19 protein-coding genes are annotated in these 24331 nt (G+C 64.6%); 10 read left to right on the top strand and 9 right to left on the bottom strand.

The window, feature by feature from the left end; genetic code table 11:
- Positions 1-206: 206 nt before the first annotated feature.
- The 6 genes from AC2T3R_RS10150 to AC2T3R_RS10125 all read left to right on the top strand — a co-directional run bounded on the left by AC2T3R_RS10150 (position 207) and on the right by AC2T3R_RS10125 (position 7725).
- A complete protein-coding gene (locus tag AC2T3R_RS10150; RefSeq protein ID WP_100413706.1) occupies positions 207-1943 on the top strand; it encodes a type I secretion system permease/ATPase in 1737 nt (578 codons plus the stop codon).
- Positions 1944-1949: 6 nt separating this feature from the next.
- A complete protein-coding gene (locus AC2T3R_RS10145; protein WP_054572805.1) occupies positions 1950-3290 on the top strand; it encodes an HlyD family type I secretion periplasmic adaptor subunit in 1341 nt (446 codons plus the stop codon).
- A gap of 1 nt (position 3291) precedes the next feature.
- The gene (locus AC2T3R_RS10140; RefSeq protein ID WP_023663258.1) at positions 3292-4620 is read left to right on the top strand and encodes a TolC family outer membrane protein; all 1329 of its coding nucleotides are present in this window, start codon (positions 3292-3294) and stop codon (positions 4618-4620) included.
- A gap of 166 nt (positions 4621-4786) precedes the next feature.
- Complete coding sequence (locus tag AC2T3R_RS10135) at positions 4787-5650, top strand: diguanylate cyclase domain-containing protein (RefSeq protein WP_367245606.1); 864 nt, start codon at positions 4787-4789, stop codon at positions 5648-5650.
- 17 nt (positions 5651-5667) lie between these two features.
- The gene (gene chrA, locus AC2T3R_RS10130) at positions 5668-7029 is read left to right on the top strand and encodes a chromate efflux transporter (RefSeq protein ID WP_486745030.1); all 1362 of its coding nucleotides are present in this window, start codon (positions 5668-5670) and stop codon (positions 7027-7029) included.
- A gap of 27 nt (positions 7030-7056) precedes the next feature.
- Entirely contained in the window at positions 7057-7725 is a 669-nt protein-coding gene (locus AC2T3R_RS10125) for a class I SAM-dependent methyltransferase (protein WP_486745029.1), read from the top strand.
- Positions 7726-7869: 144 nt separating this feature from the next.
- Here AC2T3R_RS10125 and quiC read toward each other — a convergent pair whose 3' ends face one another.
- Complete coding sequence (quiC, locus tag AC2T3R_RS10120; protein WP_038409298.1) at positions 7870-9777, bottom strand: 3-dehydroshikimate dehydratase QuiC; 1908 nt, start codon at positions 9775-9777, stop codon at positions 7870-7872.
- 374 nt (positions 9778-10151) lie between these two features.
- Between quiC and AC2T3R_RS10115 the strand changes: the two genes are divergently transcribed.
- Positions 10152-11525 (top strand): MFS transporter, encoded by a 1374-nt coding sequence (locus AC2T3R_RS10115; RefSeq protein WP_486745028.1) that lies wholly within the window; start codon positions 10152-10154, stop codon positions 11523-11525.
- 274 nt (positions 11526-11799) lie between these two features.
- Here the strand turns inward: AC2T3R_RS10115 and AC2T3R_RS10110 are convergent, their stop codons facing one another.
- From AC2T3R_RS10110 to AC2T3R_RS10090, 5 genes are all read right to left on the bottom strand, one after another.
- Positions 11800-13212 (bottom strand): DOPA decarboxylase, encoded by a 1413-nt coding sequence (locus AC2T3R_RS10110; RefSeq protein WP_486745026.1) that lies wholly within the window; start codon positions 13210-13212, stop codon positions 11800-11802.
- A gap of 181 nt (positions 13213-13393) precedes the next feature.
- On the bottom strand, positions 13394-14338 hold the full coding sequence (locus AC2T3R_RS10105; protein WP_085619196.1) for a LysR family transcriptional regulator: 945 nt from the start codon (positions 14336-14338) through the stop codon (positions 13394-13396).
- Positions 14339-14482: 144 nt separating this feature from the next.
- A complete protein-coding gene (locus tag AC2T3R_RS10100; RefSeq protein ID WP_013972055.1) occupies positions 14483-15193 on the bottom strand; it encodes a YebC/PmpR family DNA-binding transcriptional regulator in 711 nt (236 codons plus the stop codon).
- Positions 15194-15418: 225 nt separating this feature from the next.
- Positions 15419-16810: an FAD-dependent oxidoreductase gene (locus AC2T3R_RS10095; protein ID WP_411959470.1), complete on the bottom strand. Its 1392-nt coding sequence runs from the start codon at positions 16808-16810 to the stop codon at positions 15419-15421.
- 15 nt (positions 16811-16825) lie between these two features.
- Complete coding sequence (locus AC2T3R_RS10090; protein WP_486745025.1) at positions 16826-18142, bottom strand: MFS transporter; 1317 nt, start codon at positions 18140-18142, stop codon at positions 16826-16828.
- Between the two features lie 243 nt (positions 18143-18385).
- Here AC2T3R_RS10090 and AC2T3R_RS10085 point away from each other — a divergent pair, with 243 nt between their 5' ends.
- Complete coding sequence (locus tag AC2T3R_RS10085) at positions 18386-19255, top strand: LysR substrate-binding domain-containing protein (protein WP_013972053.1); 870 nt, start codon at positions 18386-18388, stop codon at positions 19253-19255.
- A gap of 156 nt (positions 19256-19411) precedes the next feature.
- Positions 19412-19783 carry a DUF2784 domain-containing protein gene (locus tag AC2T3R_RS10080; protein WP_024086770.1) on the top strand — a complete coding sequence of 124 codons (372 nt, stop codon included), beginning with the start codon at positions 19412-19414 and terminating at the stop codon, positions 19781-19783.
- Here the strand turns inward: AC2T3R_RS10080 and tam are convergent.
- The 3 genes from tam to AC2T3R_RS10065 all read right to left on the bottom strand — a co-directional run bounded on the left by tam (position 19773) and on the right by AC2T3R_RS10065 (position 22213).
- On the bottom strand, positions 19773-20549 hold the full coding sequence (tam, locus tag AC2T3R_RS10075) for a trans-aconitate 2-methyltransferase (RefSeq protein ID WP_085663260.1): 777 nt from the start codon (positions 20547-20549) through the stop codon (positions 19773-19775). The two genes, AC2T3R_RS10080 and tam, sit on opposite strands and share 11 nt — an antisense overlap.
- Positions 20550-20678: 129 nt before the next feature.
- The gene (locus tag AC2T3R_RS10070) at positions 20679-22088 is read right to left on the bottom strand and encodes an amino acid permease (protein ID WP_025338600.1); all 1410 of its coding nucleotides are present in this window, start codon (positions 22086-22088) and stop codon (positions 20679-20681) included.
- Positions 22088-22213, bottom strand: a complete 126-nt coding sequence (locus AC2T3R_RS10065; protein ID WP_023661944.1) for a hypothetical protein — start codon at positions 22211-22213, stop codon at positions 22088-22090. The genes AC2T3R_RS10070 and AC2T3R_RS10065 overlap by 1 nt, the downstream gene beginning before the upstream one ends.
- 197 nt (positions 22214-22410) lie before the next feature.
- On the opposite strand from AC2T3R_RS10065, the gene AC2T3R_RS10060 reads away from it, so the two are divergent.
- Complete coding sequence (locus tag AC2T3R_RS10060) at positions 22411-23835, top strand: aminotransferase-like domain-containing protein (protein WP_015269943.1); 1425 nt, start codon at positions 22411-22413, stop codon at positions 23833-23835.
- The last annotated feature ends 496 nt before the right edge of the window (positions 23836-24331 follow it).

Below are 24331 nucleotides of genomic sequence, written 5' to 3'. Positions count from 1 at the left end.
GACTTATGAAAAGTTCAACGATTTTATAGAGCGAAAAGATATTACCGAGTGTTTCACTGCAACCTACGCTCCAGCATGTGGGAGCAACGCAGCGTTTTGGACCATTCGCCCTCAGAGCGACCCGCCTGCGAGCCGACCAGAAGCCACAACTACCGCTGTACGGGCCGCCGCAAGGGCTTCCCGTTTGTGATAAAGGGAGGCCTCCGATGCACAAGCCACCACGCACTCGTTCCGAGTTGGCCGACGTGCTGTTCCGCCTGCGCCGCAGCTTTTTTGCCCTGGCCGCCTTCAGCGGCGTCATTAACGTCATGATGTTGACGCCAGCTATTTATATGTTGCAGGTGTACGACCGCGCCCTGGTCAGCCGCAACGTCACCACCCTGACCATGCTCACCTTGCTGGTGATCGGCTTGTTCATGCTGATGTCGGCCCTGGAGATGGTCCGCACCCGCGTACTGATCCGGGTCGGTAACTTCCTCGACATGGATCTGAACCGACGCATCTTCAGCGCTGCCTTCGAACGCAACCTGAGCCGCGCCGGCGGCAACCCGGCCCAGGCCTTGCAGGACCTGGCCCAGGTACGGCAGTTTCTCACCGGCAACGGCCTGTTCGCCTTCTTCGATGCCCCGTGGACGCCGATCTACCTGCTGGTCTGCTACCTGATCCACCCACTGCTGGGGCTGGTGACGTTGATCGGTTCGCTGATCCTGGTGGGCCTGGCCTACATCACCGAGAAGGCCACGCAAAAACCCTTGGCCGAAGCCAACCAGGCGGCCCTGTCCTCGGCCAGCTACGCCAACAACAATCTGCGCAACGCCGAAGTGATCGAAGCCATGGGCATGCTGCCAGCGATCGGCAAGCGCTGGTTTCAGGGCCATTTGCGCATCCTGCAGATGCAGACCCTGGCCTCCGACCGCGCGGCGATCATCAGTAGCACCGGGCGCTTCGTGCGCATTACCTTGCAATCGGTGATCCTCGGCGCCGGCGCACTGCTGGCGATTGAGGGCAAGATCACACCCGGCATGATGATCGCCTGCTCGATCCTCACCGGCCGCGCCCTGGCCCCGGTAGAACAGGTGATCGCCGCGTGGAAGCAACTACAAGGCAGCCGCTCCGCCTGGGGCCGGCTCAACGATCTGCTGCACGACTACCCGCAGCGGCCACCAAGCATGTCGCTGCAACGGCCAATGGGCATGCTGGCCGTGGAAAACGTGGTCGCCGGTGCTCCCGGCACCAGCAACAGCATCGTGCGCGGGGTCAGCTTCAGCCTGGTCCCGGGTGAAAGCCTGGGCATCATCGGCCCGTCGGCTTCGGGCAAATCCACCCTCGCCCGCCTGCTGGTAGGCGTGTGGCCGACCCAGGCCGGCAAGGTGCGCCTGGACGGCGCCGACATCTTCACCTGGAACAAGGCCGAACTCGGCCCGTGGCTCGGCTACCTGCCGCAGGACGTGGAGTTGTTCGAGGGCACCATCGCCGAAAACATCGCACGCTTTGCCGAAGTGGACAGCGAAGCGGTGATCCGCGCTGCCCGCAGCAGCGGTGTGCACGACATGATCCTGCGCTTCCCGCAGGGCTACGACACCCGTCTGGCAGCCGACGGCAGCCCGCTGTCCGGTGGCCAGAAGCAACGCATCGCACTGGCCCGCGCGCTGTATGGCGAGCCGAACCTGGTGGTGCTGGACGAGCCCAACGCCAACCTCGACGACGTTGGCGAAAAGGCCCTGGTCGATGCGCTGGCCGAACTCAAGGCACGCGGGGCCACGGTAATCCTGATTTCCCACCGGCCCAATGTGCTGTGCGCGGTCGACAAAGTGCTGATGCTGCGTGACGGTGCCGTGCACATGCTCGGCAGCCGCGACGAGGTGTTCGCGGCGCTGCGCAAGGCCAGCGTGATCCCGACGGCGACCGCTGCGCCGCTGGCGTCGGTAAAAGTACGGGAGTGACCGATCATGCAGATGACCCAACACACCGAGTTGATTCCCGCCGAGGCTCGCAACGAGATCGACCTGGACATTCATCGGCCGGCACGCTGGGGCGTGTGGCTGGTCGTCGCCGGCTTTGGCGGTTTCCTGCTGTGGTCGGGCCTGGCGCCGCTGGATGCCGGTGTGGTCGCCACCGGTACGGTAAAGGTCAGCAGCAACCGCAAGGCCGTGCAGCACCTGACCGGTGGCACGGTCGAGGCGATCCTGGTGCGTGAAGGCGATGTTGTGAAGAAAGGCCAGGAGGTGGTACGCCTGGACGCCCTGCGCGCGGTGGCCGAACAGGGCGCGGTCAGTGCCCAGTACATCGTCAGCAAGACAGTGGAGAACCGCCTGGAAGCCGAGCGCGATGGCCGCGACCAGGTCACCTTCGACCCTGCCCTGCTCAAGCACTACGGCGGCGACCCGCGCCTGCTGGCAGCCATGGACCTGCAACAGCGCCTGCTGGACACCCGCCGCGCGGGCCTGGCTGGCGAACTGAGCATCCTCGAGGAAAACCTGGCTGCCACGGCGGTGCAGCTCAAGGGCCTGCAGCAGGTGTACGGCGCCCGCGCCTCGCAGATCGGCTTCCTCAACCAGGAACTGCAAGGCACACGCGTGCTCGCCGCCGAAGGCTATGTACCACGCAACCGCCTGCTGGAGCTGGAGCGCAACAATGCCGACCTGTCCGCCGGCCAGGCCGAAAACCTCAACAACATTGCCCGGGCGCGCAGCCAGGCCACCGAGATCAAGCTGCGCATCCTGCAACGCCAGCACGACTACCTCAAGGAAGTGGAATCGCAGCTGACCGATACCGCCAAGGAGAACACCACCCTGGCCGATCGCCTGCGCGCGCTGGACTACGAAGTGACCCATACGGTGATCCGCTCGCCGATCGACGGCATGGTCCAGGCCCTGAGCATCGCCACGGTAGGCGGCATCATCCAGCCAGGGGCCAAGATCATGGAGGTGGTGCCGCTGGACCAGCCGTTGCAGGTGGACGCGATGATCCCGGTACAGGCCATCGACAAGATGGTGCCGGGCCTGGACGTGGACCTGGCCTTCCCGGCCTTCAACCATGCGAAGACACCGAATATCCCGGGGCGGGTCAAGACCATCTCCGCCGACCGCCTGATGGACGAAGAAAGCAAGCAGCCGTACTACCTGGCCCAGGTGGAAGTGACGCAGGACGGCATGGCCCTGCTGGGCAGCAACCATATCCGCCCCGGGATGCCGGCCACCGTCACCATCAAGACCGGCGAGCGCAACCTGCTCAGCTACCTGCTCAAGCCGATGCTCGAACGCGTGGACGCCTCGTTCAAGGAGCAATGACATGAATCGCCCGTGCCTGATGTTGTGCCTGTTGGGGTTGTCCGTACAGGCCAGTGCCATGGACCTGAAGCAAGCCTGGGACCTGCTGCAGTACCAGGGCCCGATCTACCGCGCCGCGGTGCACGAGAAAGAAGCCGGCAGCGAGAACCGCGCCATCGGCCAGGCCGGCCTGCTGCCGCAGATCAACGCTGTGGGTTACTTCAACAAGGTCAATGGCAGCCAGCGTCAGAGTGGCCGGGACAACGACCTGGACTATGACTCCAAGGGTGCCAACGTGCGGTTGCGCCAACCGCTGTTCAACAAGCAGAAGATGGCCGAATACCATCAGGGCCAGCAACGTGCCGACTACAGCGTGGCGGTGTTCGATGCCAAGACCCAGGACGCTGCGGTGCGCCTGGCCGATGCCTACTTCGACGTGCTGCTGGCCAGCGAAACCATCACCCTGGCCAAGGCCAAGCTGAATGCCTTCGAAGAGCAGCTGGCGTCGGCAAAGCGGCGCATGGAGCTGGGCGCCGGCACCATCACCGACATCGACGAGTCGATAGCCCGTCGCGACCTGGCCGAGGCCGACCTGATCGAGGCTCAGGACAACCTGGTCAACGCCCGCCGCAAGCTGGAGGAATACATTGGTGAAACGCCGGAGTCGCTGACCACCTTGCAGCCGGGCTTCAACACACCGCCGCTGATGCCGGGCAACCTGCAGGACTGGCTGGTCAAGGCTCAGGCCGACAGCCCGTTGATCCATGCGCGCCGGCACAACTACGAGCTGGCCGAAGAAGAAGTGAAACGCGCCCGCGCCGGGCACTGGCCGACCCTGGATTTCGTGGCGGGCTATACCGCCGGCAGCAGCCAGTCGATCTCCGAACTGAACCAGCGCAACCACTACAGCTCGATCGGGCTGGAGCTGAACATTCCGCTATACAGCGGCGGCAGCACCAGCGCCCTCACCCGCCAGGCCAGCGCCAACAGTTCCAAGGCACTGGATGAACTGGATGCCACGCGCCAGGAAGTGATCTCCGACACCACCCGCGAGTACCGCGGCGTGCAGAGTGGCGCCTTGCGCATCCAGGCGCTGGAAAAGGCCGTGGCATCCAACGAACGCTCGCTGCTTTCGGCCCGCAAGGGCTTCAGGGAGGGCGGCACCAGCACCAACTCGGATGTGCTCAATGCCGAGGAATTGCTTTTTGACGCCCGGCATGACCTGTTCGAGGCGAAGCTGAACTACCTGATGTCGCGGCTGCGCCTGGCATCGTCGGTGGGCAGCCTGGGAGATGACGATATCCAGCAAATCAACGATTACCTCGGGCCGGAACTGGTAGTAAGCAACTGACTATCGGCGGCCCTGTGGGAGCGGGCATGCCCGCGAAGCAGGCGACGCGGTGTATGGCACCGGCTGCGCCGGTGTTCGCGGGCATGCCCGCTCCCACAGCGGCGCCTACCGCATTTTGTTCCATTTCAGGCTATGATCGGTGACCCCGCCGCGGACGCCATGCCCCATGCCCGTAGACCTGCAAGCGTTATACCCCAGGCTGATCCACCTGATGCTGGACACGGTGTTCGTGGTTGACAGGGGCAACCAGATCATTTTCGTCAGCGATGCCTGCGAGGCGCTGCTGGGCTACCAGGCCTGCGAGCTGATCGGCACCCCGATCACCGACTACATGCACCCTGACGACCTGGCGATTACCCGCGCGTCGATCGTACGGGTGATGAACGGCCAACCCCATTACGACTTCCGTAACCGCTACATCCGCAAGGATGGCAGTATCGTGCATATCCTGTGGTCGGCCTCCTGGTCCGATGAGGCCAATGCCCGCATTGGTGTAGCGCGGGATATCACCGCCCAACACCAGGCCGAGGAAGAATTGCGTTTCCTGGCCCACCATGACCCGCTGACTCGCCTGGCCAACCGGGCCATGTTCAATGAGCGGCTGGGCACCGCACTTGTCGCGGCCCGGCACCACAACCATCCGCTGGCGTTGCTGTTCATCGATATCAATGACTTCAAGGATATCAACGACAACCACGGCCACAGCGTGGGTGACCGGGTGCTGTGCACCCTTGCGCGGCGCCTGGAAGGCTGCGTTGGGGCGACCGATACAGTGGCGCGGATGGGCGGTGACGAGTTCACCGTGCTGTTGACCGACTACGCCTCGCCAGAGGCCATTGTCGAGCAGGTGGCACGTATCCTGGCAGCCATGGCCGAGCCACTCGGCGCCGAGTTTGCAGGCATCGGAGCGCCGTCCTGCAGCATTGGCGTGGCCCGTTTCCCCGAAGACGGCAATGATGCCGACATGCTGCTGCGCCATGCTGATGGCGATATGTACCGGATCAAGCGACAGCGCGCTGCGGCCAGCTGAATACCAAAGGGAAGAAAATGACGGAACACCTGCAAGGCGCCGCCGAGCAAACGCGTGGTCACATCAGCCGGATCGAGGCCTTGCTGTTCTGGCTGAAGCTGGGCTTCATCAGCTTCGGCGGCCCGGCGGGGCAGATAGCGATCATGCATCAGGAACTGGTGGAGCGGCGCCGCTGGATCAGCGAGCGGCGCTTTCTGCATGCCCTCAACTACTGCATGCTGCTGCCTGGCCCCGAGGCCCAGCAACTGGCCACCTACATTGGCTGGCTGATGCACCGCACCTGGGGCGGGGTGATTGCCGGCACCCTGTTCGTACTGCCGTCGCTGTTCATCCTGATCGGCCTGTCGTGGGTCTATCTGGCCTGGGGCGAAGTGCCGGTGGTGGCTGGTATTTTCTACGGGATCAAGCCGGCCGTGACCGCGATCGTCGTGCATGCCGCACATCGCATTGGCACGCGCGCCCTGAAAAACGGCTGGTTGTGGGCCATTGCCGCGGCCTCGTTCGTGGCCATTTTCGCGCTCGACGTTCCCTTCCCGCTGATCGTGCTGGCGGCCGCGCTGCTGGGCCATATCGGCGGGCGGCTGCTACCGGGGCAGTTCGCGCCTGGTCGTGGCCACGGCGCAACCAGGGCCAGCCATGGCCCGGCCGTGATCGACGACGACACACCGGCGCCAGAGCACGCCCGCTTCAGCTGGGGGCGCCTGCTGGGCCTGCTGCTGGTGGGTGCCGCGCTGTGGCTGCTGCCCATGGGTGTACTGATGGCTACCTTTGGCTGGCAAGGCACCTTGACGCAAATGGGCTGGTTCTTCACCAAGGCGGCATTGCTGACCTTCGGCGGCGCCTACGCGGTGCTGCCCTACGTCTACCAGGGGGCCGTCGGCCATTACGGCTGGCTGTCGCCGACGCAGATGATCGATGGCCTGGCGTTGGGGGAAACCACCCCCGGGCCGCTGATCATGGTGGTGGCCTTCGTCGGCTTCGTCGGTGGCTACCTGCACCCCATGTTCGGCACCGACCAGGCGTTCATGGCCGGCGCGGTAGCGGCGAGCCTGGTGACCTGGTTCACCTTCCTGCCCTCGTTCCTGTTCATCCTGGCCGGTGGCCCGCTGGTGGAATCGACCCACAACGAACTCAAATTCACCGCCCCGCTGACCGGGATAACCGCGGCGGTAGTGGGCGTGATCCTCAACCTCGCGCTGTTCTTCGGCTACCACGTATTGTGGCCGGCCGGTTTCGACGGGCGGTTCGACTGGCCTTCGGCGCTGATTGCGCTGGCGGCGGCGGTGGCGCTGTTCCGTTACAAGCGTGGGGTGATCCAGGTGTTGATAGCCTGTGCCCTGGCGGGGCTTGCCACCCATTTGTTGACCGGGGCACAGTGAAGCATCGCCCGCCCAACGGAGATGAACATGCGCAACCCTGAAGACGCCTTGCTCGACAGCTGGCAGCACAACGCCCAGGCATGGATCGATGCGGTGCGCAGCGGCAGTATCGACAGCCGTCGCCAGGTCACCGACCAGGCCATCCTGCTGGCCATTCTTGGCCGCCAGCCCGAACGGGTGCTCGACCTGGGCTGTGGTGAAGGTTGGCTGCTGCGCGCGCTGGGCGACCGGGGTGTCGAGGCGGTAGGTGTGGACGGTGACCGGGCGCTGGTGGATGCCGCGCGCGCTGCAGGTTCCGCCGAGGTGCACCTGGCCAGCTACGCACAGCTGGCCGCGGCCCAAGTCTATGTTGGCAAGGACTATGACCTGATCTGTGCCAACTTCGCCCTGTTGCAGCAGGACATCATCCCGCTGCTGGCAGCGATGAATGCGTTACTGGCGCCTGGCGGTGCACTGGTGATCCAGACCCTGCACCCGTGGAGCGTGGCGGATGGCGATTACCAGGATGGCTGGCGGGAAGAGTCGTTTGCCGGGTTCGCCGGGGATTGGCAGGTGATGCCGTGGTACTTCCGCACCCTGGCCAGCTGGTTGAACGCGCTGGACATGGCGGGGTTGCGGCTGGTCAGCCTGCAGGAGCCACAGCACCCCCAGAGTGCGCTGCCACAGTCGCTGCTGTTGGTGGCCGAACGCCCTTGAAGCACACGCGGTCGGTGTAGGAGCGGCCTTGTGTCGCGATGGGCCGCAAAGCGGCCCCAGGATTCATGCGGTGCTGCTGAAATCCTGGGGCCGCCTTGCGGCCCATCGCGACACAAGGCCGCTCCTACAGGGACCGCGCCGGGCTCAGAGGACTGGCTTGCGCGCCGCCCCGCTGCGGGCCTTGGCCATGGCCGCCAGGCGCACCGCAACGTTGGCCGCACCGTAACCGGCATAACCCCCCTTGCGCTGGATGATCTCGAAGAAGAAACGCTCTTCGAACGGCTCGGTATACACGTGGAACAGCTCGCCGCCCTGGGCATCGCGGTCGTACAGCACGTTGTAGTAGGCCAGTTCGCTGAGGAACTCGTCGTCGAAATCGAAACGCGCCGCCAGGTCGTCGTAGTAGTTCAGCGGGATCTCCAGCAACGGTACCCCGGCCAGTTTGGCCCGCGCCACTTCGCGGAAGATGTCGTCGCAATCGAAAGCGATGTGGTGCACGCCCGAACCACGATAGCTGGACAGCGCATGGGCGATGGCGGTGTTGCGGTTTTCCGAGATGTTCAGCGGCAGGCGCAGGGTGCCGCATTGGCTACGCAGCGCGCGGCTCTTGACCAGGCCGTACGGGTCCGGCAGCACCACTTCGTCATCGGCTTCGAAATCGAACAGGCTCTTGTAGAACAGCACCCAGCTGTCCAGCGACTCGGCCGGCAGGGCCAGGGCCATGTGGTCGATACGGCGCAGGCCGCCGGTGGCGGTGGCGTTCTTGTCCAGGCTGAAGTCGGTGTCGTACAGGGTCTGGCCGGCAGTACCCTGCTCCACCAGGTACAGCAGGCTGCCATCTGGCGCACGTACCGCCGGCACTTCGCACTCGTTGGGCCCGACCAGGCCACGGAATGGCTGGCCACGGAAGGCGGTGGCGCGCTTCAGGGCGGCTTGCTGGTCCTTGACCCGCAGCGCGGTGGCACACAGCGACGGCCCGTGGGCCTCGAAGAAGTTGTGGCCGAAGGAATAGGGTTCAGCGTTCAGCACAATGTTGATATCGCCCTGGCGCAGCAACTGCACCTCTTTGCTGCGGTGCTTGCCGGCATCGGCAAAGCCCAGGCGCTTCAGCCAGCTGCCCAGGCGCGCGCCGACGGCTTCGTCGACTGCAAACTCGAGGAACTCCACGCCGTCATAAGCACTGGCCGCCGGTGGGGTGAACAGCACACCGGGCTCGATCGAGGTACCTTCCTGCTCCAGGCGCAGGCGGGTGTGCTCTTCGAGATACAGCAGCGAACGCAGGCCGTCGGCGGCATTCTGCCGGGGCGGTGCGGCGCGGAAGCCGTCGTTGAAGATTTCCAGCGACAGCGGCCCGCGGTAGCCGGTGGCAAGGATCGGCGCCAGGAAACCGGCCATGTCCATCTCGCCCTGCCCCGGGAAGCAGCGGAAGTGGCGGCTCCACTCCAGCACATCCATGGCCAGGATCGGCGCGTCGGCCATTTGCACGAAGAAGATCTTGTCGCCGGGGATATCGCGGATCGCGCTCGGGTCGCCCTTGAGCGACAAGGTGTGGAAGCTGTCGAGGATCACCCCGAGGGCCGGGTGGTCGGCCTGGCGCACCAAGTTCCAGACCTGCTGGTAGGTATTGACGTGGCGGCCCCAGGCCAGGGCTTCGTAGCCAATGCGCAGGCCGCGTTTGCCAGCGTGCTCGGCCAGCAGGCGCAAGTCATCAACCAGCAATTGTTCTTCGCCCAGGGCATCGGCCTGGACGTTGCTGCATACCAGCACCAGGTCGGTGCCCAGTTCCTGCATCAGGTCGAACTTGCGCTCGGCGCGGTCGAGGTTTTTCTGCAGGCGGTCGCGGCGGCAACCCTCGAAATCGCGGAACGGCTGGAACAGGGTGATGGCAATACCCAGGTCGGCGCACATCTGCCGTACCTGGCGCGGGCTGCCGGCGTAATAGAGCAGGTCGTTTTCGAAGATCTCGACGCCGTCAAAACCGGCGGCGGCGATGGCTTCGAGCTTTTCCGGCAGGGTGCCGCTCAAGGACACGGTAGCGATCGAACGCTGCATGGCGGGAGTTCCTTGTTGTTGGAGGTTGAGGCCAGGGCTGCCTGTACCGGCCCTATCGCCGGCAAGCCAGCTCCCACAGGATTGGCGCATACCTTGTGGGAGCTGGCTTGCCGGCGATAGGGCCAGACCTGGAAAATCAGGACCACAGTTCCTGGCACGATCGATTATTCGCAGGTAAAGTCGTCGCTTCAATCTCTTTGTACGGAATGGTTAGTTTTGCGTTCGATTATCGAACAAAACCGGTTTTAGCGAATTGCCAGCCCACTGGCCCGTGGTCAACATGAACCACAGACGCAGGCACACCGACCCTCGCCTCCTGCCTTGGCGAATCTCCGGCGGAACCTGTGCAAACAACAATAACAACGGAGACAACGATGGCTCACTCCAGCTCTCAAGCCAAGAAAGCGACTGCCAGTGGATGGATAGGCTCGGCACTCGAGTACTACGACTTCTTCATCTACGCCCAGGCTGCTGCGCTGATTTTCCCGCAGATCTTCTTCCCCAACACCGACCCGAAAATGGCCATCATCGCCTCGCTGGCCACCTACGGCGTGGGTTACCTGGCGCGCCCGGTCGGCGCCTTCGTGCTGGGCCACTGGGGTGACACCCGCGGCCGCAAGAACGTACTGCTGCTGTGCATGTTCCTGATGGGCCTGTCGACCATGGCCGTTGGCCTGCTGCCCACCTACCACGACATCGGCCTGCTCGCCCCGGCGTTGCTGGTGGTGCTGCGCCTGGTCCAGGGCTTTGCCGTGGCCGGGGAAATCTCCGGAGCCAGTTCCATGATCATGGAGCACGCACCGTTCGGTCGACGGGGCTACTACGCCAGCTTCACCTTGCAAGGCGTGCAGGCTGGCCAGGTGCTGGCGGCGGCTGTGTTCCTGCCGCTGGCCTACTCCATGCCCAGCGAAGCCTTCAACGACTGGGGCTGGCGCATTCCGTTCCTGCTGAGCGCCTTCGTGCTGATCGCCGGCTTCATCATCCGTAAGGAAGTGCACGAAACCCCGGCGTTCGTGAAGGAAGAGAAGCAGGACAAGGTCGCCAAGTCGCCGATCAGCGAGGCCTTCCGCCACAGCTGGAAGCACATGGTGCTGGTGATGTTCATGGCCTTGATGAACGTGATCCCGGTGGTCGCCACCATCTTCGGTGCGGCCTACGCGGTGCAGCCGGCCTATGGCATCGGCTTCGACAAGAGCGTGTACCTGTGGATTCCGGTAGTCGGCAACATCGTCGCGGTGCTGGTGATTCCGTTTGTCGGCAACCTGTCCGACAAGATCGGCCGTCGCCCGACCATGATCGCCGGTTGCCTGGGCTCTGGCCTGCTAGCCTTCGTCTACCTGTATGCGATCAGCATCCAGAACGTACCGCTGGCGTTCGCCTCGTCGATCGTGATGTGGGGCATGGTGTACCAGGGTTACAACGCGGTGTTCCCAAGCTTCTACCCAGAGCTGTTCCACACTCGCTACCGCGTTTCGGCCATGGCCATCGCGCAGAACATCGGCACCATGCTGACCGCCATGCTGCCGGCACTGTTCGCCTTGGTAGCCCCGCCCGGTTCGGACAACATCCCGTTGGTGGTTGGTAGCCTGGCGTTCTTCATCACCTGCGTGTGTGCTTTGGCAGCCTACATTGCACCGGAAACCCATCGCCTGGCGATGGAAGACCTGGGTAACCCCGATGCCAAGCCGATGGACAAGACCGCGTATGAGGCTAGCCGTAAAGGGAGCTTTCAGGCGGTGAGCCACTGAGATTGCAGGGGGCTGCTCTGCAGCCCTTTCGCCGGCAAGCCAGCTCCCACCTTGACCGCATAGGCTTCAAGCCTTGTGCGGTCCCTGTGGGAGCCCTTTCGCGGGCAAGCCCGCTCCTACCTTGACCGCACAGGCTTCAAGTCTTGTGCGGTCCCTGTGGGAGCCCTTTCGCGGGCAAGCCCGCTCCTACAGGTACCGTGTCAGCTTGAGCCTTGATGCGATTCTGTGGGAGCGGGCTTGCCCGCGAATGGGCCGCAACGCGGCCCCGGCAGTTTCAGCCCTTGACCACTTCCTGCAAGCGCGCCCAAAGCTGTTCGACATGCTCCCGCTCGGTCGGCAATGCGCCAATCGACACCCGCACCATCCACCGCCCATCCAGCGTCGCCGGCGTCACATAGGCATCCCCAGACGCATTCAGCCGTTCGGCCCAGCCCTTGGTATGCGCATCCAGCGCCTCCCCTTCCAGCCCCGCCGGCCGATGGCGAATGCACAACGTCTGCAACTGCACCGGCGCCAGCACCTCCCACTCCGTCGCCGCGCCGATTTGCCCGGCCAGCCACTGGGCATTGTCCAGGTCACGCCGCAGCCGTGCCTGCAACGCCTCGACCCCCTCGCTGCGCAGCATGAACCACAGCTTCAATGCGCGGAACCGGCGGCCCAGCGGGATACCCCAGTCACGCAGGTTCTTCACCTCGCCATCCACCGCCGACTGCAGGTAGCTGGGGTTGGTGCTCATGACCCGGATCAGGTGCTGCGGGTCGCGCACGTAGTAGATCGAGCAATCGAAGGCCACGCCCAGCCACTTGTGCGCGTTGACCACCAGCGAATCGGCCAGCTCGATGCCGTCCCACATCCAGCGGCATTCCGGCAGGATCATCGCCGAGCCGGCCATGGCCGAGTCCACATGCAGCCACAGGCCATGGGCCTGGGCGATCTCGCCGATCGGCCGCAGTGGGTCGAGGGCCGTGGTGGCGGTGGTGCCGGTGGTCGCGACCACCGCGCAAGGCTGGTTGCCAGCGGCCAGGTCCTGCTCGATCGCAGCCTGCAGGGCCTCCGGGCGCAGAGCGTAGCGTTCGTCGGTCGGGATCAGGCGTATGTTGTCGCGGCCAAAACCGGCCAGCAATGCGGCTTTGTCCACCGAGCTGTGGGCATGGGCGCTGACATAGACGATCAGCGGCTTGGCCTGGGCTTGCAGGCCGCCGCGTACCAGTGCGTAGTCGCTGGCGCGTTCCCGTGCGCAGATCAGCGCCACCAGGGTGCTGGTGGATGCGGTGTCCTGGATCACCCCGCTCCATTGGCCAGAAAGGCCGAGCAGCTGACGCAGCCAGTCGAGGGTGGTTTCCTCCAGCTCGCTCAGGGCCGGGCTGGACTGCCACGAAAGGCCCAGCACGCCCAGGCCAGTGCTGAGGAAGTCACCGAGGACCGACGACAGGGTGCCATTGGAGGGGAAGTAGCCGTAGAAGTCCGGGTGCTGCCAATGGGACAGGCCGGGCATGACCAACTGGTTGACGTCGTCGAGGATCGCTGCGAAAGGCTCGCCTTGCCGGGGGGCCTGTGCAGGCAACGCAGCCTTGAGATAGCCGGGCTCGACCTGGGCCATGACCGGGCGCTCGCCGACGGATTGGCGGTAGTCGGCGATCAGGTCGATCAGTTGGTGGCCGTACTGGCGGAATTGTTCGGGGGTCACCTGGGGTCTCCTGTGGGTTTTTTCGCTGCCTGTGCTGGCCTCTTCGCGGGCACGCCCGCTCCCACAGGTATTGCATCGTTTGTAGGAGCGGGTTTACCCGCGAAGAGGCCGGTACAGGCAACACAATGCCCCAGTCTAGGCACCTATCCCGAAGTGAATAACCCCGCCTCGCGCATACCTGCTATGGCAAACCCGCATGCCCACCCTGCACGCCAAACTGCGACTGGCGCCACAACTCGAACACCCGGTTGCGCAACCAGCGGTGTTCGGCCGAGGCCTGCAGGCGCTGGTGCCACACCACCCAGTAGCGCTGGCTGTGGTCGATGAAACCCAGCGGCCGCCAGGCCAGGTCATGCAGGCGGCACAGCTGCCGGGCGATGTGCTCGGGCACGGTGGCCAGCGCCTGGCTATTGGCAATCACCTGCACGGTGGCCGAGAAGAACGGCACTTCCAGGCTGACCCGCCGTTGCAGGCCCTGGGCGCGCAAGTGGCGGTCGATGAAGCTGTCCTTGTCGCCTCCACCGGAAATACGCACATGCTTGTGCGCCAGGTAGTCGGCCTGGCTGAGCGCACCGTGGGCAGCCAGTGGGTGGTCGTGGCGCATCAGGCACACTGCCCGGTCCTCGCCCAACAGACGACCGTGCAGGTTGGGTGGCGACTCGTCGAACAAGGTGGTGGCCAGGTCGATCTCGCCGCTGGCCAGCAAGGCGTACTGGCCGGCCTGCCAGGTGCGGTACTCCAGCGATACACCCGGCGCTTCGCGCTCCAGCGCCGCCACCAGCAGCGGCAGCATGTGCTCGGCCACATAGTCCGACGCGGCCAGACAGAAGCGCCGCTCGCAACGCGCCGGGTCGAACACCGCGGGCTGGCGCAGGGCGTGCAGCTCCTCGAGAACCTGGCGCAGGGGTTCGACCAGGGCTTCGGCGTGTTCGCTGAGTACGTAACCGCGGCCCTGGCGTACCAGCAACGGGTCGTCGAAGGCTTCGCGCAGGTGGGCCAGCTGGCGGCTGAGGGCGGACTGGCTGACGCCGAGGCGCTCGGCGGCGTGGCTGAGGTTCTTCAGCTGCAGCAGGTGGTCGAGGGTGCGCAGGTGGGCGAGGCTGAGGGAGGCGAAAGCGGGGTTCATACAGGCTCCCTTCTAAAGGATCGACCGGCCCAATCGCCGGCAAGCCAGCTCCCACAGGGTCACCACAACCATCGGGGCTTGTGCTGTACCTGTGGGAGCTGGCTTGCCGGCGATTGGGCCGCAAAGCGGCCCCAGAGAAGCAGATCAGTCAGTCAGGCCAACATAAACGTTCTGCACGTCATCGTTCTCGTCGATGGCTTCGAGGAACGCTTCCACCTCGGCCAGCGCTTCGGCACTCAGGCTGGCCGCGCTCACCGGGTTCTTCGGGGTGTAGCCGATCTTCGCCGAGGTCACGGTGAAGCCGTGCTCCGGCAGGGCCTTCTGCACGGCGTCCAGGTCGGTGGTGTCGGTGATGAACAGGGTCGAACCCTCTTCGTCGCCTTCCTCGAAGTCCTGGGCGCCGGCTTCGATGGCCGCCATTTCCGGGTCGGCGTCGCCGTTCGGGGTGGCTTCGATCAGGCCGACATGGTTGAAGTCCCAGGCCACCGAACCGCTGGCACCCAGCTGGCCCTTGCGGAACAGCACGCGGATTTGCGCGACGGTGCGGTTGACGTTGTCGGTCAGGCACTCGACGATCAGCGGCACCTGGTGCGGGGCGAAACCTTCGTAGCTTACCGCCGAGTACTGCACGGCATCGCCGTCCAGGCCCGCGCCCTTGCGGATTGCGCGCTCCAGGGTCTCGCGGGTCATCGAGGCCTTCTTGGCCTGCTCGATGGCCAGGCGCAGGCGTGGGTTCATGTCCGGGTCGGCGCCGGACTTGGCGGCGATCTGGATCTCTTTGGACAGCTTGCCCATGATCTTGCCTTTGGCGTTGGCCGCGGCTTCTTTATGTTTGGCTTTCCACTGTGCGCCCATGTCGACTCTCTTGTTTCAGCGGCCGGTTCAGGAAGCGACCGGCCAAAAGTGGGTGCAGTTTATACGCCCTCTGGCCTGTGTTCGACAAGAAATCGCTGGGGCCGCTTCGCGACCCTATCGCGACACAAGGCCGCTCCTACAGAAGAAGCGCGCCAATCTGGGCTTACGCGTCCCCTGTAGGAGCGGCCTTGTGTCGCGACAGGGGTGCGAAGCGCCCCCAAAATATCAGCCTTTATCGGCCTTGCCCGCCGCCGCGGCAAACCGCGCCAGGCGCACATCCAGCCTGCGCGGCCGCAGCCCGCGGTCCTCTGCCCGCTCCTTGCGGCGGATGGCATTGCGCACCATCAGCGAGCCCAGATAGCGGATCGGCTCGGGCGGGAACAGCCCCAGCGGCCCCTTGACCAGCGGCGAACGGGTCCATGGGTTGTCCAGCCCCAGTGCCAGCGACGACAGAATCTGCCCGCCCATGTGGCACGGCCCGACGCCGCTGCCGGAGTAACCAAAGCCGTAGAACACGTTGCCCTGCCCGTCCAGCCGGCCAAAGAACGGCAAACCGGTTACCGAGCGATCGGACGGCCCGTTCCAGCTGGCCGCCAGCGGCACCTCGGCCAGCGCCGGGAAAAAGCCGCCCAGGCTTTCACGCAGCAGCGGCCGGTACGGCGACGGCTGGTCGAACACCGGCAGCATGCGCCCGCCATAGGCGAAGGTATTGCCGCCCTTGCCGAGCATCAGCCGACCATCGGAGGTGTTGTGGTAGTAATGCACGAAAATCCGCGAATCGAGCACGCTGATGCCGCTGTCCAGGCCGACCTGGTGCAGCAGCTCGGGGCAAGGTTCGGTGATCACCATGTCGCTGGAAACAATCGCCACACTGCGCTCGAACTGCGGGAAAGCCCGCGCCATCCAGGCATTCAGGCCCAATACCACGCGGTCGGCGCGCACCGTGCCATGGGCCGTGCGCACCTGCACCGGGGCGCCGTGCTCCAGGCCGGTCATGGCGGTGCCCTCATGGATGCGCACGCCACGCTGCAAGGCCACCCGGCGCAGGCCGCGCACCAGCTTGCCCGGCTGCACCGTGGCCGCGGCCGGCGAGAACCAGCCTTCCAGGTGCCGCGCCGAACCCGCCAGGCGCTGCACCTGCGGCAGCGGCAGGCGGCGAAACGAATTGATCCCCTTTTGCTCCAGCGCGGCGATCACCGCGTCGGTGGCGCCGACCTGCGCGGCGTTGGTGGCGGTGTACAGCGTGCCATCCAGGCGGTAGTCGCAGTCGATGCCATTGGCCGAGCAGAACGCGCCGATCTCACCGATGCTGCGCTCCGACTCACGCACCAGGCGCACCGCCTCGGCCACCCCGAACAGCCGCTCGAGGGTGAAGTACTTCGCCGACCACGACAACGCACAGCCACCATTGCGGCCACTGGCACCGGCACCGCAGATATCGGCCTCGATCAGCACGATATCCAGGGCCGGCACCGCTTCCTTGAGCATCAGTGCGGTCCACAGGCCGGTATAGCCGCCGCCGACGATGCATACATCGCAACGGGCATCGCCTTGCAGCGGCGGGCACACCGCCTCTTGCGCCGAATCCAGGGCCTGTTGCAGCCAGAAGGGTCTCATTCGCTCGCTTTCCTTTCAGGTACGCAGTGGCTTGATTGCCATGCTGGTATTCGGTGCCACGTCGGTGCTTTGCGCAGCGCTGGCCGGGCGGCTGTTCCAGTGCGGCAGCAGCACCAGCGCCGAGAACAGCGCGCAGCCGGCAAACACGATGAACACCGTGACGCCATCGAAGTACCCCGGCAGCAGCCCGCCCAGCACCGCCCCCACCGAGCCGCAGCCGTTGACGAAGCCTGCTGCGGTGGCACCGGCCTTGGCGGTGCCGAAGTCGATGGCCGCGGCACCGCTGATCATCGAATCCGGCCCGTACAGGGTCAGGCCCATGACGAACAGCAGGGCCACCACCAGGATCACGCTGCCGGTGTGCATGGCCGCCATGAACGCCGCCAACGCCACGGTCAGCAACATCAGGCTGATGACACAGGCCGGCATGCGCCGGGCGCCGAACAGCTTGTCGGAGGCCAGGCCGATGATGATCGGGCCGAGCAGCCCGGCCAGTTCGAAGGCTGTCGGGATGATCGCTGCCCCCACCTTGCCCACCGAGGGCATCTGCTCGAAGACGATCACCGGCCCCCACAGCAGGATGGCGTAGCGCGCCGGTTTCAACAGGAAGTACGCCAGCCCCAGGGTCAGCACCGTGCGGTTGCGCATGATCTCCTTCAGGGGCGCCCACACACTGCACAGGTTGCCGGCCGGGGCCATGCTCTGCGGCTCGGGCTCCACCGCCGGCAGGCCGACGTCTTCAGGCTTGTTGCGCTGCAGGAAGAAGAACAGCACGGCCACCAGTGCCACCACCGCGGCACTGGAGAAGAACGCCGCGTGCCAGGTACCGACCAGGGTATAGGCCCACCAGCCGGCGAACGGCGAGGCCACCAGGCCGCCGAAGGCATAGCAGGAACTCCACAGGCCCAGCACCCGCCCACGCTGCGACGCCGGGAAGAAGCTGCCGATGTTCTTGCACAACCCGGCCCAGCCGGTGGATTGCGCCAGGCCCTGCACCAGCATGCAGGTGGCGAAGATCGGGAATGTGGCGTAACTGCCCATCACCACCGCCGCAACAGCAGAAATCAGCAGGCCGCCGAGCACCACCACGCGTGGGCCAAAGCGGTCGGCAAGCATGCCCCAGGTGAACTGGCCCACGGCGTAGGCGGCCAGGTAGATGGCGTCGAGGTTGGCCATGGCGGCCTTGTCGAGCATGAAGTCGGGGTCTTCACCGATGCCCAGCTTGGCCACCGAGAAGGCCTTGCGGGTGAAGTAGAAGGCGGCGTAGGCCAGCCAGGTAATGGCGAAAATCTGGATACGCCAGCGTTTGAACGCGGCTAGGGATTGGTTCATGTAAGTCTGACCTCTTGCTTGAGTGTGCCGGCAGAATGTGAAGAAACGCCTGTCTTGTTCTTGTGTTACGCACAGCGATGACGAGGCTGTCATCGGGTCAGATGGCGCCGTTTGGGTGCCATGGCCCTGGCGGCACTTGTGGTGCCAGCGTCGGGCTGACATGCATGGAAACAGTTGCGCTAAGATAAATAAAATCGATTTATCGTATTTCACACATAAGCCCAGCTTGTTACTGAGGTCGTCATGTCGGTTTCCCACGCACAACTCAAGGCCTTCCACGCCGTGGCGGTGCACGGCAGCTTTACCCGCGCCGCCGAAAAGCTGTTTCTTACCCAGCCCGCGGTGTCGGACCAGGTGCGCAAACTGGAGGAGCGCTTCGGCGTCTTGCTGTTCCACCGCAACAAGCGTTCGGTGCAGCTCACCGACCTCGGCGAACGCCTGCTGGGCATCAGCCAGCGCCTTTTCGCCTGCGAGGCCGAGGCCCATGAACTGCTGCAGGATTCGCGTGCGCTGCACACCGGCAGCCTGGTGCTGGCGGTGGACGCGCCGGTGCACGTGCTGCCGCAGATCGCCCGCTTCTGCCAGCGCTACCCGGGCATCCAGGTAAAGATCGAGACCGGCAACACCGACGAGTCGCTGGCCCGGCTGTTCAGCTACCAAGCCGACCTGGCCCTGCTGGGGCGGGACGTCGACGATGAGCGGCTGCACTGCCTGCCGCTGCGCCGCGACCCGATGGTGGCGTTTGTCTCGCACCAGCACCCCTGGGCCAGCCGCGGCGCGATCAGCCTGGCGGATCTGGACGATACGCCGCTGGTACTGCGCGAGCCCGGGTCGGTGACGCGGCAGACGCTGGAAGAAGAAATGCAACGGGCCGGGCTGCGGATTCGCCCGGCGATCCAGGTGGAAGGCCGGGAAGCGGCGCGGGAGGCGGTGGTGGTGGGGATTGGTGTGGGGGTGGTGTCGGCGGCTGAGTTTGGTGCGGATGCGCGGGTGTGCGCGTTGCCGATCGTCGATTGCCAGCGGCACCTGACCGAGACACTGGTGTGCCTGAGCGAGCAGCGCACGCGGCGGGTGGTGGCGACCTTCCTGCAGATGGTGGAGGAAGGGTTGTAAGCCTGTGCCGGCCTCTTCGCGGGCTCGCCCGCTCCCACAGGCACTGCACAGAATTCAAAACCTGTGGTGATCCTGTGGGAGCGGGCAAGCCCGCGAAAAGGCCAGCACAGGCAACCCAACTATGCTGGGATAACCTCAACCCTCGGCACACAACCCATGCTCTACCGCCTTGCCGCCGACACCCTGGTCCTGCTGCACCTGCTCTTCATCCTGCTGGTGCTGTTCGGCGGCCTGCTGGTACTGCGCTGGCGCCCTGCCCTGCTGCTGCACCTGCCGGCGATGGCCTGGGGCCTGGCGGTGGAATGCCTGCACCTGGGCTGCCCGCTGACCACCTGGGAAAACCGCATGCGCAGCGCGGCTGGTGACGCGGGCTATCAGGGCGGCTTCGTCGAGCACTATATCTGGCCGTTGATCTACCCCGCCGGGCTGACACCGCACATCCAGCTGCTGCTGGGCACTTTCGTGCTGCTGCTCAACCTCGGCATCTACAGCTACGTGGCCTGGCGCTGGCGCCGCCCTAGCGGGTAGCGATCACGAACAGCCGCGGGAACGGCAACAGCACCTTGCCATCGGTGGCCGGCGGGTAGTCGCGCTGCATCGCTTGCAGGTACATCTGCAGGAAATCCACCTGCTCCTGGGCATCCAACCGCCCCAGATACGGTCGCAAGGCCGAACCCTTGAACCATTCCACCACGGCTTCGGCACCGCCGGCCAACGGGTGGTGGTAAGTGGTGCGCCACACATCCACCCGTGCACACAGCGGGCTGAGCAGGTCGTAGTAGAACGCCGCGCTGTGCCGTGGCGGCAGCTGGAAATCAGCGAACTTCGCCGCCCAAGGTCCCTGGCTGGCGATTTCGCGCAGTTGCCGGTGGGCCGGCTCATCGAGGTTGTCCGGGGTCTGCACGGCCAGGCTGGCACCTTCGCTCAGCTGGCGCACCAGGTGCGGGTACAGCGAGGCGTGGTCGGGTACCCATTGCAGCGAGGCATTGGCCAGGATCAGGTCCTGCGGCTCGGGGGCGGACCAGCCGGCAATGTCAGCGATGACTGTGCGCACGCGGGGGATGCACAGCCGTTTGCGCTCGCGGGCCTTGTCGATCATGTCCGGGTCGCTGTCCAGGGCCGTCACCTGGGCATCCGGGTAACGTTGCAGCAGCACCTCGGTGGAATTGCCAGGGCCACAGCCCAGGTCGGTGGCGTGGCGTACCGGGCGTGCCGGTACAGCGGCCAGCAGGTCACGCACCGCGCGGGTACGCTCGTCTTCGAATTGCGAATACTGGGTGGCGGACCAGGCCATGTGAAGCTCCTTTGGGCGGGCAATGTGTTCAGCATATGCCATGTAACAGGCGGCCATATACCCCTGGCCCAATAACGCAAAACGGCCGGGTCCCCCAGGGAGCCGGCCGTTTCGAGAAGCGAGTGACGCTTAGTGCTGCTTGCCAGTACGGATCTGGTGCACTACACCCATCGCCACCACGATTGCCGCGGCGATACCGGTGGAGATCACCAGGATCTGGTAGTCAGGCATGAAGGCCATGGTTACCAGGGCGGCCACGATGAACGCGATCACCAGGTAGGTCAGCCATGGGAACAGCCACATCTTCAGGCGTACTTCCTTGCCTTCGGCAATCAGCTTGCGGCGCATGCGCAGCTGCGAGAAGGCAATCACCAGGTACACCAGCAGGGCAATCATGCCGGTGGTATTCATCAGGGTTTCCAGCACGTCTTTCGGGCGCAGGGTCTCGCTGAAGTTGATCAGCGCACACACCACGGCCACGGCGCACGAACCCATGATCGCGTACACCGGTACACCGGTGCCGGCGCGGGTGATCTTGAAGAACGACGGCGCGTCGCCACGCTGGGCCAGGGAGAACAGCATGCGCGAAGCGGTGTAGTGGCCCGAGATCAGGCAGCTGCTCACCGAGGTCAGCACCACGAAGTTCATCAGCAGCTCGGCATACGGCACGCCCAGCAGCTCCAGGGTGCGGCGGTAGGCGCCATAGCCGGAAACGCCCAGGTGCGGGTCGTTCCACGGTACCAGGCAGACGATCAGGAAGATCGACCCCACGTAGAACAGGCACACACGCCAGACCACCGAGTTGGTCGCCTTGACGATCTGCGCGGCCGGGTCCTTGGCTTCGGAAGCGGCGATGGTGACGATTTCCGCACCGAGGAAGGCGAACATCACCCCGAGCAAGGCACCGATCACTGTAGTGATGCCATTGGGCATGAAGCCTTCGGCGGTGAGGTGGCTGATGCCACGCACTTCACCGAACTGCCAGATGTTCAGCACGGCAGCGGTACACACGATCAGGAAGCAGACAATCGCGATCACCTTGATCAAGGCGAACCAGAACTCGAACTCACCGTAGTGCTTGACGTTGAAGAAGTTGACGGTGATCAGCAACAGGGTCGTGGCCAGCACGAACACGTTGACGCTGACGTCGGGGAAGAAACCATGCAGGATCTTGCCCGCCACATAAGCTTCCCAGGCCATGAGGATGACCCAGTACCACCAGTACAGCCAGCCGATGGTGAAACCGGCCCAACGGCCGATGGCGCGATCGGCGTAGGTGGAGAACGAACCGGTGTCTGGCGAGGAAGTCGCCATTTCACCCAGCATGCGCATGATCAGTACCACCAGGATGCCGCCTGCCAGGTAGGCCAGCACAGCAGCTGGGCCGGCGCTGTGAATCACGCTGCCGGAACCGACGAACAAGGCGCCGCCGATAACCCCGGCGATCGACATCATCGTCAGGTGGCGCGACTTGAGCGAGGCACTGAGCTTGCTCTCATGCCCGCTTTTCGCGGTGGTGGTTGTGGATGTTGCGTCCATCAGTTGTGTACCCCGTGCTTCTTTTTATCCAAGGAAAACTGTGAAACCCCGATGGCTGGCGGTTTCACGTACATCAGTGCTAATGCGCGCAGGATGGTGTGAGCGAACACACGCAGGCCTTCCATGGCGGCCTGCTGACGCGCCCCAGGGCAGGCGCCTGGAGCGAACTGAACATGCTTTAGGTGGCGATATCTGACACCTAATGTAAAAATGTCCGACGCAGAGAGCCATGCACAGTGGCATGAAACTCGCACTGCACTGTACAGGTCGCCCTTGCAATACACCTTGCAAACGCCGGGCGATACGCAACCTGAAGGCCCAAATGTTCGAATTACATCCAGACTCCTCGACCCCGCTGGTGAACCAGATCATCGACGGGCTGCGCGAGCTGATCGACAACCAGACCCTCAAGCCAGGCGCCAAGGTCCCCTCGATCCGCGCCTTTGCCGCGAGCTATTCGGTGAGCACCTTCACCGTGGTCGAGGCCTACGACCGTCTGGTCGCCCAGGGCCTGCTGGTGAGCCGGGGCAATGCGGGGTTCTTCGTCAACCGCGCGGCGGGCGAATTGCTCGACCCGCACAACGCCGAGGCCGACACCAGTCGACCAACGTTCAACTCCGAGTGGTACCTGCAGCAGATCTTCGAAATCCGCCAATTGCCGTTCAAGCCCGGGTGCGGCTGGCTGCCCAACGACTGGATGTATGAAGACGGCCTGCGCCGTGGCCTGCGCCAGGTGGCCGGCAGCCCGCTGGAGCTGTCGGGCTACGGCGACCCCATGGGCCTGATGGAGCTGCGTGCACTGACCGCACAGAACCTGCAGCAGGAACTGTCGATCGTTGCCAACCCGGCGCAGCTGATGCTTACCCATGGCGCCAGCCAGGCCCTGGACCTGGCCGCGCGCACCCTGGTGCGCCCGGGCGACGTGGTGCTGGTGGACGACCCCGGCTACCCCAACCTGATGAGCATCCTGCGTACCCAGGGCGCGACCCTGGTCGGCGTGCCGCGCACACCGGCCGGCTACGACCTGAACCAGCTGGAACAGTTGCTCACCCATCACCGCCCCACTGCGTTCTTCACCCAGCCGCACCTGCACAGCCCGACCTGCTCGCGCACGCCGCTACCGCAGCTGCACCGCCTGCTGCAACTGGCCAGCCAGCACGGCTTCCGCCTGGTGGAGAACAACCTGTACGCCGACATGGTCGCCGAACCGCAGCCGTGCCTGGCCAGCCTCGACCACCTGCAGCAGGTGGTGTACGTGGGCAGCTACTCCAAGAGCATTTCGCCCAATGTGCGGGTCGGCTACATGCTGGCCAACCCCGAGCTGATGCAGAAGCTGCTGCACCTGAAGATGCGCTCTGGCCTGACCACTTCGCAGGTGATGGAGCGCGTGGTGTATGCCGCGATCATCGACGGGCGTTGGCGCAAGCACCTCAAGCGCCTGCGCCAGCGGCTGGCCGAGGCGCACCAGGAAGTTGGCCGGCATCTGCATCGGCTGGGCTTCGAGCTGTTCATCGAGTCGGATGAAGGGATGTATATCTGGACCCGCCACCCGGCGATTCCAGACAGCGCGGCGTTGCTGGATGATGCGTTGGAGAAAGGCATCATGTTGGGGCCTGGGCAGTTGTTCATGGTCGATGCCAAAGCGACCGGGTGGATGCGGTTCAACGTGGCGTTCAGTACCGAGCCGGCGATGTGGGAGTTGCTGGAGAAGGTGTTGGTGAAGCATGTGCGGCGGGGTGGGGTGTAGTTCGCCGCAACCTTTTCAGCACCTGTGAGATCGAGCGCCGCTCTGCACATCAACTAGGCCTAGGCGTGCAGTGGGGGGGGAACAGGGGAACAGGGGAACTGGGGGATTCTCTGGTGCTTGCAGTCTGTGCAGGGATTGCCCAAGGGATGGCGCCTGATGCGAAGATTCTGGTTCCCCCAGCCTACGCCTGCCACCGATAGCTGCACACTCCACGCTTGAGCCACGCTGGCTTCTTCACGGACATGCCCGCTGCCACAGGTGCAGGCCAACTCCCTCCGCAGTCTGCGTCACCTATTCCATAAACCTCAGGGATACTTCAGCCAACGAGTGCCTATAACAAAAACTAGATGTCTAACTCCCTTGATCCAACAGCTTAACCCATCTTCTTACACCCACCAGCCATCGGCATCTACGATTTCTGTTGGTGTCGCGCTCGCTACTCAATAGCAGTGCATCTATTCCACCTGCCGCCCTTCTTGCGAAAGCCTCAAGGTTT

It is taken from the genome of Pseudomonas sp. PVC-5-1 (assembly GCF_057444345.1).
This window is presented reverse-complemented; position numbering and strand designations above follow the sequence as displayed.